The sequence below is a fragment of the Fumia xinanensis genome (genome assembly GCF_014384905.1).
Taxonomy (GTDB): domain Bacteria; phylum Bacillota; class Clostridia; order Oscillospirales; family Ruminococcaceae; genus Fumia; species Fumia xinanensis.
The window spans coordinates 648,660-662,127 of record NZ_JACRSV010000001.1; the positions used below are offsets into that span (position 1 = coordinate 648,660).

Annotated in this window: 10 protein-coding genes; 5 read left to right on the forward strand and 5 right to left on the reverse strand. The window is 45.9% G+C overall.

The window, feature by feature from the left end:
- Nucleotides 1-86: 86 nt before the first annotated feature.
- The 5 genes from H8710_RS03125 to H8710_RS03145 all read right to left on the reverse strand — a co-directional run bounded on the left by H8710_RS03125 (nucleotide 87) and on the right by H8710_RS03145 (nucleotide 5,184).
- Nucleotides 87-1,280, reverse strand: coding sequence for an MFS transporter (locus tag H8710_RS03125; protein WP_249293947.1), 1,194 nt, complete (start codon nucleotides 1,278-1,280; stop codon nucleotides 87-89).
- 20 nt (nucleotides 1,281-1,300) lie between these two features.
- Nucleotides 1,301-1,561 (reverse strand): TfoX/Sxy family protein, encoded by a 261-nt coding sequence (locus tag H8710_RS03130; protein ID WP_283242755.1) that lies wholly within the window; start codon nucleotides 1,559-1,561, stop codon nucleotides 1,301-1,303.
- A 21-nt stretch (nucleotides 1,562-1,582) separates the two neighbouring features.
- On the reverse strand, nucleotides 1,583-2,359 hold the full coding sequence (locus tag H8710_RS03135) for a methyltransferase domain-containing protein (protein WP_249293949.1): 777 nt from the start codon (nucleotides 2,357-2,359) through the stop codon (nucleotides 1,583-1,585).
- Between the two features lie 78 nt (nucleotides 2,360-2,437).
- Nucleotides 2,438-4,231: a MutS-related protein gene (locus H8710_RS03140; RefSeq protein WP_249293950.1), complete on the reverse strand. Its 1,794-nt coding sequence runs from the start codon at nucleotides 4,229-4,231 to the stop codon at nucleotides 2,438-2,440.
- A gap of 353 nt (nucleotides 4,232-4,584) precedes the next feature.
- Nucleotides 4,585-5,184 carry an AraC family ligand binding domain-containing protein gene (locus H8710_RS03145; protein WP_249293951.1) on the reverse strand — a complete coding sequence of 200 codons (600 nt, stop codon included), beginning with the start codon at nucleotides 5,182-5,184 and terminating at the stop codon, nucleotides 4,585-4,587.
- A 267-nt stretch (nucleotides 5,185-5,451) separates the two neighbouring features.
- On the opposite strand from H8710_RS03145, the gene H8710_RS03150 reads away from it, so the two are divergent.
- The 5 genes from H8710_RS03150 to H8710_RS03170 all read left to right on the forward strand — a co-directional run bounded on the left by H8710_RS03150 (nucleotide 5,452) and on the right by H8710_RS03170 (nucleotide 13,461).
- Nucleotides 5,452-6,153 carry an alpha/beta hydrolase family protein gene (locus H8710_RS03150; RefSeq protein WP_249293952.1) on the forward strand — a complete coding sequence of 234 codons (702 nt, stop codon included), beginning with the start codon at nucleotides 5,452-5,454 and terminating at the stop codon, nucleotides 6,151-6,153.
- A gap of 54 nt (nucleotides 6,154-6,207) precedes the next feature.
- Entirely contained in the window at nucleotides 6,208-6,843 is a 636-nt protein-coding gene (locus tag H8710_RS03155) for an SGNH/GDSL hydrolase family protein (protein ID WP_249293953.1), read from the forward strand.
- A gap of 74 nt (nucleotides 6,844-6,917) precedes the next feature.
- Entirely contained in the window at nucleotides 6,918-7,826 is a 909-nt protein-coding gene (locus H8710_RS03160) for a hypothetical protein (RefSeq protein ID WP_249293954.1), read from the forward strand.
- 29 nt (nucleotides 7,827-7,855) lie between these two features.
- The gene (locus H8710_RS03165; RefSeq protein ID WP_249293955.1) at nucleotides 7,856-8,089 is read left to right on the forward strand and encodes a hypothetical protein; all 234 of its coding nucleotides are present in this window, start codon (nucleotides 7,856-7,858) and stop codon (nucleotides 8,087-8,089) included.
- A gap of 533 nt (nucleotides 8,090-8,622) precedes the next feature.
- On the forward strand, nucleotides 8,623-13,461 hold the full coding sequence (locus H8710_RS03170; protein WP_249293956.1) for a DUF4855 domain-containing protein: 4,839 nt from the start codon (nucleotides 8,623-8,625) through the stop codon (nucleotides 13,459-13,461).
- Nucleotides 13,462-13,468: the final 7 nt, after the last annotated feature.

The following is a 13,468-nucleotide window of genomic DNA, read 5'->3' on the forward strand; positions in this document are numbered from 1 at the left end:
ACTTTGGTTTACCGAAAAAACGGTGAGAATTTTTTCTCACCGTTTTTTGCTTCCTATTCTGCATCCTTTTGAATCCAGGCTTTCTATTATTCCTGTTTGACGCGCTGGGCAGGTGCCTTTTTTAAAAATCTCACCCCGATTACCAGCACAACAGGAAAAATCATTGCAATGAGCAGTCCGCTTTTTAGGTTTCCCCCCATCCAGTCAGATACAATTCCGACAGTTCCCGGGCCGCTGAGACAGCCCAAATCTCCTGCCAGCGCCAGCAGAGCAAACATGGCGGTGCCTCCTGCCGGACACTGGATGGATGCTAAGCTAAAAGTGCCAGGCCAGAGTATTCCGACTGAAAAACCGCACAAGCCGCATCCCAACAAAGACAGCAGGGGAAACGGGGAGAACAGAGTGAGCGCGTAGCTGAATAAGCAGAGCAGACCGCTTAAAATAAGGCCTTTCTGGAGGGAAATCCGATGGCTCAGTCGGGCGTATAAAAGCCGGCTTGTCCCCATTAGGACAGCGAAGAAGCAGGGCCCGAGCAAATCCCCCATGGTTTTTGAGACGTGAAGGCCGGATTCCGCAAAGGCCGACGCCCACTGGGACATGGCTTGCTCTGACGCGCCAGCACAGACCATCAAAAGAGCCAGTATCCAGAATGTTTTTAGCGAAAACAGGTTCCGAATGGACAGGGAGTGATGTGCTTCTTCCACCAAAGGCTGAATCGGTACGAAGCAGAAATAAACTGCGTTTCCAAGGGGCAGAAGCGCCCATAGTGCAGTCAAAACCGGCCAATTTTCAATTCCAGCAGTTTTGAAAAACAGGGTGGATAGCAAAACGACCGCCACGTGGCCCCAACAGTAAAAGGAGTGGAGCAGGCTCATTTCGGATGATTTATTTTCGGTGGGGCAGGCCTCGACAATGGGGCTGATAAGCACTTCAATGAGGCCGCCGCCTATGGCGTACAGCACAATGCTGACTAGGAGCCCCAGATAGGAAACGGCAAAAAGGTTAGGAAGTATCCCAAGTCCCATCAGGCCCCCGGCGCAAAGAATATGGGCGGCGACGATGGAAATGCGGTATCCAATCCGGTCGACGTACTTTGCGGCAATCAGATCGACAAACATCTGGACGCCAAAGTTGATGGTGATAAGAAAACCGATTTGTTCCAGTGTGATGCCGTAACTGTTTTGAAATGTGAGAAACAAAAGCGGCGCCAAGTTGTTGACGGCTGCCTGGGTCACGCATCCCAGGTAGCTGGCGCGGATGGTGTGACGATAATTCTTCATGAATGCTCTGTGTTGCTCCTTTATTTTTGGGATTGATAAAATGCTTTTAAATCCTTTTTGACTCTGTCGGGCAAATCATGCCATCGGATACCCCGCAAGGCGCCTTCCAGGGCGCAGAGCCGGTTGTAACAGGCGGAAGAATCCACGGCTTTGATACGCAGCCACGCTTTCCGGCTTCCAGCTTCTCGAAGCTGGGCTTCTGTCTGGATACCGACCGTCTTTAACTGTCCTTCCAAAGTTTTGCCGATATTTACAAGCTTTGTTAAACCTTCCACAAGCATTCCTCTTTTCTGTCAGATATTTTAGGTTCTGGGACAGGCGGTGAAAAACAGCCGGGGAAATCGGAACAGCACACTGCCATCCTTGCGGACAGGGTAAGCATCTTTCAGACAATCCATAATTTCTTGTTCAAATTCCATCTTTTTTGTGTCTGGCAGCATTTCCAGATACGGTCGCAGGCCGGTTCCGCGGTACCATTCTAGTATGGCTTGATGGGAAGGAAGCTGATGGCAGTAGATAGTTTTCCACAACTCAAATTCGGAAGAAATTTCAGTCAACAGGTCGTAGTATTCCTCTTCCGAAAGATTATAAAATACCCGGGGACTAGGAAAAAAGGATTTCCACTTTTCCCTTGAAGCAACCTCTGAAATAATCTGGTGGATCGGTTCGTCTTGATTGATTGGAGTTTGGACAGCTAAAATTCCGTCAGGACTGAGAAGGGACATAAGCACTCCTAAAAGGTGAGGGTGGTTGGGAATCCACTGGATACAGGCATTGGAAAAGATGATATCAAAAAGGTATTTCAAAACGGCCAGTCCATCGGGAGCTTCCGCCTGAATAAAATGAAAGCTAGGATACGTCTTTTGTGCTGTCTGTACCATTTCTTTTGAAGCATCCACACCGATTATTTCGGAATTGCGGAACTGTTCCCCGAGAACAGCAGTGCTGTTTCCAGGTCCGCAGCCTAAATCCAAAATCCGTTTAGGATTTTGACCGCTGAGTCGAGAAGCCAGATCCTTGGCTGGTTGGGTGCGCTCCGTTTCAAATTTCAGATACTGCTGAGGATTCCATAGAGGCATGATCGGTCGCTTCCTTTCACATTATTTCTCAGCATAGCACAAACCGCCGCTCCTGTAAACAGAAGCGGCGGTACTTTTTCAAAGAATGCCGGCCATTTTTAAAAGATACTGGGCATTGGTGGTGCGGCAGCGGCCGGGAGACATTTTGTAATCAAATTGGATACCGTCATCGGTGTAATGTTCAGAAAAATGAAAGTTGAGGGCTTTGACATGAGAATTGTTTTCTAAATTGCAGAGCTCAAAATCGTGAGTGGAAACCAGAACGATGCTGTGAGGAACGGAAAGCCGCTGAATGGTTTCAGTGGCCCCGACAATCCGGTCAGCAGAATTGGTTCCTTTAAAAATCTCATCTATGAGGCAGATCATGGGAATTTTTTTGCTGCTGAATTCCACCATATCTTTGATGCGCAGCAGTTCTGCGTAAAAGGTGGAAATCCCTTCGCTGACGTTATCCTCCACCCTCATGGAAGTGAATATCCACATCGGGGAGGCGGAAAAGGAAGCGGCTGCGGTCGGTGCCCCGGCGTAAGCGAGGATGAGATTTAGGCCGATACTCCGTAAAAAGGTGGTTTTTCCTGACATGTTGGAACCAGTGATAATACAAGTCTGGGCACTGAGGCAAGTACCGTTTCCGACAGCTGTTTCTTCCGGAAGGAGGGGATGCTTGATGCTGTTCCCACATAGCTGCGGCCCATTTTCTTCGATGACAGGAAACACAAATTCCCGCCGGATATTTGCGGGAACCGCCAGGCTCATATCCGTTTCAAATTCGCCCACGACGGCAAGCCAGCTCCGGATTTCCTTTCCATAACGGGTAATCCAGGCGGTGAATCGATCGGCACAGTGGAAATCCCACATGCATAATCCGCCCAGTAAGAGGAATCCAAAGGGATTTTTCCGGGCTTCCACCGCAGTCGCCACTGATGACAAAGTTTGCAGAGCTGTCTCTGCCCCTGCGATTTTATTTTGTAATTTCTGAAGTGTTTGACTGTGAAAAGACTCTGATTCAATACGGGCAAAAATAGCACGATATGGACCGATACTTCCCGCAAAATCAAGAAGAGGAGCTAAAATTCGATTATTCTGGTTCCAACAGATGCCTGCCGTCAGCAGTTCCAGCAAAATGCCGATAAAACCTATACCCAAATTGGTCGTAGAATTTACCCCAATAATAGCGGATATAAGGAAAAAAAGCGTAATGAAAGGCAAAATCCACATAAGTACTTTCCAAAATATCGGTTGAGCAGGAGGCTGAGTTTCTGCCAGCTTGATAAAGGTTTCAATGATTTCATTATCCTGTTTCCGGGCGGACTGCTCCATTAATTGACCTAGAGCCTCCAGCTCGAGGCAAAAATCTTCTTTTTGTGAGAGCTCTTTTATCGCCTGCTGGTTACTGTTGATCGTTTCCCTGTTGGGAACGTCCGATAGCAGCCGGATTGCAAGCATTTGCCGCCCGTAAGCGGTATGGCATCGGCATAAATATTGGTAGAGAGAATTTTTTCCAAGCAAATCCAGATCTTTCCCACGGGGCGGGCTGTTTTCATTCAAAAATTTCTCTCCGTTTTCAGAAAAAGTCTTCCAGCTGCCAGTTTTGCGGTCCAACATCCGGGTAAGCACCTGTTCTTGCGCCAGCAAGTATCGTTCTTTTTGTTTTTGACTGCTGTAGGCGTATACCAGTGCTATAAATAGGAATAAGGAAATGATTCCCAAAATATAGAAGGTGGTATGCTTGTAATAACCCAGCAAAAGACCTGTTAAAAAGAGCAGAAAAAAACCTATCCTTCCCACACTCAGCATATTCAGCTTGCGGTGGATGGTTAGAATATTGCGGGAAATTTTTTGAAGTCTGTTTTGATAAAAATCTGTTTTCATGGATGATACCGCTGCTTTCCGGCTGGGGAAACCCCCCGGCCTGATGAATTTGTGAAACCTGACACAGGTTTGCTTTTAGTATAACACAAATTATTGCTTTGGGAGATCAAAAGATGGAATAGCTGATTACAATATTTTATTTGAGGCAGAGTTTTCTGTGGAAAAATCCAAAGTGTTTAACAGAATTCATGATTTGGAGCGAGCATGTCAACGATCTCCCAAATTTTATGTACGATTATAAATAATAATGTCAAGCCAAGGTAAAGATACTTGTAAAATTTGTATCGATTATAATTCATTCATAAACATAATTTTTATAAAAAAGAAACGATAATAAGGCATCATATCCTTTTTTAGGAGTAGTAAATATTGGAAGAAGGTATAATATATAAGTGAAACATAAAAATAAAACTATAATATAAATAAAAGACAATTTTTGATAAAAATTGTGAAGGATATAATGTAGAAAACCCGTAAAGATGAAAGGAGAGGGTAAAGTGATTATTGTGCCTTTGATTTGAGGAGGCGGGCCGTTCTTTTTCCATCGTCTCAAACAGCTGATCCAGCAGTTTGCAGACAGGAGAACCGGCTTTGAAAACCGGACAGATCTGGGCGCCGCCGCCGAAAAAGGCGGCGTATTTTTGTTTGCAAACGGCACTCTTGCCCAGAAAACGGTCCATGTCAAAAACCAGGCATTCGTAGATACAGTTGTCAGGGATACCGCCATGGATCACGCCGGTGCGGATGACCGCCGCATCTCCCGCTTCCAGGCAATGGGTGCTCCCATCGATAGGCAGGGTGAAGTGTCCGCTTAAAATCAGCATGATCTCGCGTTCCATATGCCAATGAAAAGGCATTTCGTAGCGGGGGTGGGTTTGGTCTACATAATAGAGCTCCACAGGAAAATCAAATGTGCCCCGCACTGGGTGTTCATGGCCGGCCAGAAATTGCATGATAGATGCTTCCTTTTTTGAGAATTATGTCAATATCGTCCAACTTAACATCATTATACACAAAGACAGACCGGCATTGCAACGGTATAATGAAATTAAGCGGATGCTTTTTGAAAAACGGCGGGACAGCCTGACATATTTCAGTTTTACGCCTCATAATCCAGGGCAAGATTTGGGGTTTTACAAAAACTGATCATGTGGGGAACAACAATCAGCTGAAAACAATTTTGAAGAGATAGAAAAGCTGAATGAAGGAGGTGGTTATCTATGAAATTAAAATTTATACATAACGGTCATCCTTGCATTTTGGTCAAACCAGAAAAGCCATCTGAAAAAAAGTATTGGGTCTGGCGTGCAGAATTTTTTGATGCGTTCAATCAGGTCGACCGAGCGCTTCTTGAAAAGGGCTGGCATATTGTATATTGCAATTTGTCCGATCGGTACGGTTGCCCCAGCGCGGTCACGGATATGAAAAAGTTTCATGATTATCTTGTGTCAGAATATGGGTTGTGCGAAAAAGCAGATTTATTTGGCTTTTCACGCGGCGGATTATATGCATTTAACTATTCCGTGGCTTATCCGCAGGATGTCTCCACACTGTATCTTGATGCACCTGTTCTGGATATTCTAAGTTGGCCGAAAGCTGGAAAAAGTGAAGAGGATGCCCAATGCTGGGAAGAGTGCAAGCTCTGCTACGGTATAACAGAGGAGGAAGCAGAGACTTTTCAGGGAAGTCCTGTTCACCATTTGGATGAGTTGGCTGATACGAAACTGCCACTTTTGTTAATCGCCGGAGACAGCGATAAAATTGTTCCTTATGCGGATAACGGGCAAAAGCTGGCCGACATATATTTCAGGAGAAACCTACCGGTAAAAGTGATTGTGAAGCCCGGCTGTGGACACCATCCTCATAGCATTGAGGTTCCAACAGAGGCGGTAAACTTTATTGCAGGCAATCGAATCAAATAAAGAGGTATACACAATATGTATGATGACTTTTGAATACTCGGATTGGAGTTGTATATGGAAAATAGTTTTACATATGAGCATGAAAATATCAGACAGAAATTAGAAACTTATGAATGGGAAAATAACTGGTGTGAGCGCGCCTACGATACGGAAGCACAACGGGTTTTATATATCGGAGATTCTATTTCTTGTGGCATTCGAAGATTTGCTACTGCCGCATCAGATAATCAGATATTATTTGATGGATTTGGAACGTCAAAAGCATTAGATAATCCATTTTATACTAAGATGCTTCGTCTGTTTGCTCAACAGCAAGGTTATCGATCTATAGTGTTATTTAATAACGGACTTCACGGATGGCATTTGGATGACGAAGTGTCATATCCGATGTATTTTAGAAAAATGCTCGATTTTTTAAAAACAGAATTTTCAGATACACCCATTGCCGTAGTGTTATCAACGGCGGTAACGGATCCGGTAAGGCTGACACGTATTATAAAACGAAATGCAGTTGCAGAACAGGCCGCGAAGGAGTACGGAAGCCCTGTGATAGATTTATTTTCTGTATCTGAGAGCCATTCAAAGCTACATACGGATGATGGTATTCATTTTGTGGAGGAAGGATATCGTCAGCTGGCTCAAATCGTGTATAAATCAGTTGACAGAATTATCTGCTCGCCAAACTCATAGCAAGGTCAAAACAAACCGAATACACCGCACATACACGAAAGTTTTATGCATCAATATTTAGGAGGAATTTTACCATGATTAACAAACCTTATATTCGCAGATTGGGAACGATTGATGTCGATTTAGTAGAAACAACACCGTTGGTGATAGGGGATACATTATACCGCTTTGAATACATTCGCGGGGGTAAACAAAAATACTGGGATAATCAGACCGATAACTCCTATTTTCGGTTTAAGGATGTCTTTCATAACACTGTCACACCGTCGTTTGCAGCAGGGTATCATTTTGGCAGTGCTTTTCACGAAAATGGTGTGACTTATGTATATGGTGTCAATGATCACCCCGGATCTGATACGATTTCGGTATTCCGTTCAACGGATTTAGAACACTGGGAAAGCAAGGTTGCGCTTCATCTGCCGGGATGGCAGCTATTCAATACTTCCGTCTGCCGCGGCAAAGACGGCTACGTGATGGCCTTTGAAATGGGTGCGCCCAGTGAGGAATGTGGTGTACCGTTTACCATGTATTTTGCCCTTTCAGACGATGCATGGAACTGGACCATGGCCTCTAAGGAATGCGTCCACTCCAAAGATCGTTACACAGCGTGTCCAGTCATTCGTTATCTGCCGGAGGATGACTATTATTATATGATTTATCTGGAACAGATACCGGCGTGGGGCTTTGTGCCTTATATCGCCCGGAGCCACAACCTGAAAGAATGGGAATTAAGCCCTGTAAATCCGGTTATAATGTTCGACGATGCAGAGGATAAAAAAATCGCCAATTTTAATTTGACCCGTGAACAGCAGAAACGCATCGAAGAGGCTTTGGATGTTAATAACAGCGATGTCGATTTATGCGAGTATAAAGGTCGGACACTGATTAATTACAGCTGGGGAAATCAAATGGGAGTTGAGCATCTGGCCGAGGCTGTATATGACGGACCTCTTTCAGACTTTTTGAGGGGTTTCTTTGAGTAATAATCTATAAGTGAGGGCGCACGACATTAATGAAAAAATGGGTAAATGCTTTTCATCAGTATCAGCCTCAAAGTGAGACCTGCAGTTCTTTGGCGGCAGACCTTTGTATTGATGTGCGCTGGGCGGGAAAGAAATCAGGTTGTGTCAGTGGGCACCGCACCGGTGACATCACCCTGCAAGAGCGTATCCGCGTCAAAATTTACCCTCGCCTCTTCAGTGACGGCTTGGTGGTTGTCCCCTTCTTTAATCTGGTCGAGGAGTAGGCACAAGAATTTCTGTCGCTGGATAGCTGTTATATTGTGGGAGAGCTCTGGATGAAAATCTACATGCGCCTTCAAGGATACCTTGATTTTTTCGCTGTCTCGCCACTACTGCCGCGTGGTCAAGCTGAGAAACGTTTGATAATCCTTAATCATGCTATATTCTCGATTGATATTCAGCTCATGACTGCCGGTCGCTGCGGCGGTATACGGGAAAGCTGGGAACGGCTTGTACATATATGGCTGATAATGTCGTCAATTAATATTAAAATCGCTCAAATAAATAGGCAGCGGCGCCGAAGTAGCACAGGTTACTGAGTAATTGCCCTCCGGCAACATGTAGCACTCTTTGGCAGTCATCTGCACATGTCTCGGCATTGAGGATAAACAAGCTGCCGTAGAAAATATCAATATCGTTTAATTCAATGTCATTATATGCAAAGACGCATACGCTTTTGCATGCTATACTGTAACCAAAGAAGACAATTCCAATTAAAATGAGCTTTAGGGCCATTGAAAAAAGGAAGGAGATTCATATGAAAAGTAAAAAGAAATTTGCCTCTATAGTAGCAACAATACTGGCAATTTCCTGTATCTTCAGTTCGATTCCCGTCGAAGCAGGCGATGCGGAGATTTTCGACGATGAGAACACAGAGGAACAGACCAATCTGGCCCTTAACTGCGAATATTCGGGAGACTATTTGGATAATATAGGCAGCAACTACCCGGATAGCGGTTTCAAAGAATTAACAGACGGCGTTATCGGCAGTACAACTAATTTTTTTGATCCGGCTTACGTCGGTATCGCCGGAGGGAGAGCAAATCTGATCGTCGACTTTGGCTACGATCAGACCTTTAACTCGCTTACGCTCCATTATATTGTCGAGCCAAGCTCCTCTATCAATCCGCCAAAGAATGTGGCGGTATCTTACTCCAAAGATAAGGTCAACTGGACAGAATTCGGAACAGGCGGCGGCGTTTCCTCCGAAAACGAATGTACCATCAACGGAGAGCCCGGCACTGGACGTTTCGTGAAAATAAATATCGATTGGGGAGCGGGATGGCTTTTTCTATCCGAGGTGGAAATCATGGGCGAGTGGTCCCCTAGAGATCCGAGACTTCCTGAAATCACCACCGAACTTCCCAATGAAGTAAAGAGGTATGAGGGCGACACCCTCAATCTTAAAATGGATTATACCATTGACAAAATGGGCAGTGAACAGGAAATCATCTGGACAAAAGATGAAGTGGAACTTCCCGCATTCAAAAACCAGAAAACCTTGAAAATCGAAAACGCAGCAGTATCCGACAGCGGCAGTTATCTGGTTACAGTGATAAACCGATTTGATGATGGCAGCGAGTTCTCTTTTGGAAGCGCTGCATGTCCGGTCACGATTGTCAAATCGGCTCTCAGTGGCAATGACCCTGTAGTGGACACGCCGGACGCTGACTCAAACAATTTGGCCTATGGAAAAGAGTACTGGGTATCTGATTCTCTTTTGGAGGAATATGAAGACATCGGACAGATGACTGACGGTCTGTACGGCTCTAAAGAAGATTATCTGGATGGCAGATGGCTGGGATTCTCCAAAACCAAAAACGCGACTATCGAAATCGTGGTGGATTTGGGTTCTTCCCAATCCTTCCAGCAGGTAGAAGCGAGATTCTTGCAGGACGCAGTCGCAGACTCCAATTGGCCTGTCACTGCTGAAATTTTCACCTCTGACAATCGGTCAACCTGGAAATCGCTGGGGGCTTTCTCCATCTTACAGTCTTCAGATACTGAAACGGCTCTTTCCAATTTTTATGAAAAAGTAACAGGAACTGGACAGTATGTAAAATTTCTGTTTACTCCAGGCAAAGGAGACACCCTTTTAGTCGATGAGGTACGGGTTTTAAAAACAAGCAATATTCCGGATCGGGGCGAGGAGGAAGCCCCACCTCAGCCTGATTTGAGCAACAACATTGCCTACGGCAAACTCTATGAATACAACCGGGAACCAAACACCAGTTATCCCGATAAAAGCAACCGCAAACTGACCGACGGCCTCCACGGCGCAGGTGTAAAGTTCTATGATCCGGAATGGGTCGGTTTTCTGGGGGCTCCAGAAGGTAAGGAAGATCCGGAGGAAGTTGTCGTAACCCTCGATTTAGGTAAGGACGAGGATTTTCAGGAAATATGTATCGAATACGGTTATTGGGACGCGCCGCATATTTATCTACCCGAAACTATTAAAATCGAACTGTCCAGCGACAGGGAGAACTGGCAGACGCTTGCAGAAGGATCAGGAGCTGAATGTACCGGTACGGGTTCCGTGAGACGCTTTTCCTATGCCAACGCAGAGGGAATGACTGGTCGCTATGTGCGATTTACGACCATGCCCGACAGAGGCTGGCTTTTCATGGATGAAATTGAGGTTTTGAAAGAAACCAATGTGATTCCAGATTCGTGCAATATTGTACGAGGGCAGGGTTATACCGTTTCCCGAGATCCCGATCACGGCCTGGACGGCGTTTTGACCGACGGGCGCTACGGCGTGACCGGAACCGGACGGGACAAGAACTGGCTAGGATTCTCCAAATCGAAAAATGCAGATAAAAATTACGTAGAACTGGTTTTTGACCTGAAAGGCAACCATTCTCTCTCCAAGATAGAAGTTTATTCGAGAGAGGATGCCCCGCTGAAACTGACCACGCCCAAAAATCTCAAGTTTTACGTTTCCAATGACGGAAAAAAATGGTCTACTTTGAAGAGCTTTCCGGAGAATAATACCGCGCTCATGCGTTTAAGCGACAGCGTCGTCATGACTTGGGACAGTGAATACGATACCTTTATTTCGAATAAAGAAGGCGTGAAAAAACCTTATACGGCTTATGTGAAGATTGCATTTGATGTACCGGAGGATCGCAATTTTTTAGTTTACATCGACGAGGTCAAAATTGAAGGTGTATTTGCAGAAACTTCCGATTCCGGTATCTGCCTCAGTGACGGTATCGCTCCTTACAATGTCGCCTTCCAAAAGCCCTATACTTTTACTCCTGCCGAGCCCGCCAACAACTATCCCGACGACGGAGTAAAAATGACTGACGGTTATATTGCCCCTTACAATTTCAGCGATCCCGGCTGGGTAGGGGCAGATATCTATTCCACCCCTACCGGCAGTATTCTGGACAGATGGCCGATCAAACAGTTTGTCATCGACCTAGAAGACGTTTATGCTGTAAACAAAATAACCTTCTACACTTGCAACGGGCAGTTTGCGGCAGGCAACGTTGCTCCGACCGCCGTTAAAACTTTCGCATCTATGGACGGCGAAAACTGGATGCCTCTTTCTCTAACCGTCGACTGTAAAAATATGCCGACTGCGGGACTTTGCAACTTTGGCTGGCATAACGAGGACACCGCCGGAAGGACTACCGACTACACTGGAGACGAAAATTCCTGCTATAAGGCAAGGTATATACGAGTTGACTCTTACACCGGTGGGAACAACCGATTCAGCGAGATTGAGGTTTACGGTTCTAAAAATATTACCGAAGAAACCAGAGAGCTGACTAACCTCACCAAACTGGAAAAAGGTAAAAATTTTATGAGGCCATCCAAAGAAACCACTAATGGTGTAAAAGATATGGTCCTCTGCTACAACAGTTTCGGTGGCTGGGACGAAGAGACCAGCAACTACAAGGGCGCCTGGACACCAGAACGTTACCGTCCTTATCTCACCTATGTGGATACCGAAGGAAATGTACAAGATACGATGTATGATACGGTTTGTTTCCTGGCGCTGACTTCCCAACGAGGATCTAACCTGAGCGATGTTTGGGGGAATGATTACGTTAAATCCATCGGCCGGGATTGGGAATGGTATTTGGACTGGACGCTGGGGGAAGGAATGGCTGTTGACAATCTGAACAAAGCAGCAAAGAAAGCCTCCGAGGAGCTTCATGATCCCAACTATAAGGTCAAGATGGTGCTCATGTTCCCCGGAATCAATAGAAACCTTACCGAATTTGGCGATTTGGGAGAGCGGAAAAATCTCAATCTTTCTGTTGAAGAAGACTGGAAATATGTTACGGATTGGTATATTGAAGAAGCTGTTCAGCGTATAAACGACGCCAATTACGAATTCATTGATTTCGTCGGATTCTACCATCTAATTGAACAGCTGGATTTCCCGGATTGCATAGAATATGCCACAGAGAAAGTTCATTCCATGGGTGATTATTTCTATTATTGGATTCCCCATGACACAGCTGGTGCGGGAAATTATATCGGCTCTTCATACGGTATCGACTGTACTGCATTGCAGCCCAATCACTTCTTTGACAATCCGGAAGATGAAAGCACAAGGGCCTGGGGCGGTGAGAAACAGATAGATAAAACATTAAAACTTGCATCCTACGCAAATATCGGCATCGAAATGGAATTTGACCATAAACTAGGTCTACGTCCTTCCAAATACAACGTCGGCCTGGATTATCTAAATGCTTTGGCAAAATGGGATGCCCAGGGTGACAATATTGTCCGTTTCTGGTATGAAGGCGGCGGCGCGCTGGGGCAGCTGGCCGCATCTAAAGATGCAGTTTTGCGAGAATTTTACGACAACTGCTACCAGCTGATGCAGGGCACTTATCAGCCCAGAGAGTACATCACCGAGTATGCTACGGGACAGCATCCTTGGACGGCAGGTTTCAATATCGATGTTAACTTTGGTTCCGGCTATTCCCAGGAAGGAGTTGTCAACTCCGGTTCTAGCGGTGGCGGTTCTTTAAATGGCGGTGGCCAAAACACAGCCCCCTCTAAACCCGAAACTCCTCCCACCGGCGACGAAAAATACACCTGGGAAGAGACAGAAGACAGCTATAAACTCAAAGACGCCGACGGCGAATACGTGACCGGATTCGCCAAAGTAGACGGCAAAACCTACTATCTGAATGAGGAAGGCATCCGGACTACCGGCTGGCAGAAAGTAGACAGCAAGTGGTACTATCTGAAATCCGACGGTGTGATGGCGACAGACTGGCTCCAACTGGGCAGCACCTGGTACTTCTTGGACGCAGACGGTATCATGCAGACGGGATGGCTCAAAGATGAAGGGGTATGTTATTACCTCTATGAATGGGGAGGCATGGCGAACTCCGGCTGGGTGCAGGTAGGCAATACCTGGTACTATATGAGAGGCAATGGCGCTATGATGACCGGCTGGCTACAACAGGGAAGTAACTGGTACTACCTGAAAGACAGCGGCGCCATGGCGACCGGCTGGAACTGGGTAGGAAGCAACTGCTACTACTTTAACGCCAGCGGAAAAATGGCGGCAAATACCACCGTAGGCGGCTACAAGTTAGACGCTTCCGGCGCTTGGGTGAAATAACACCTGC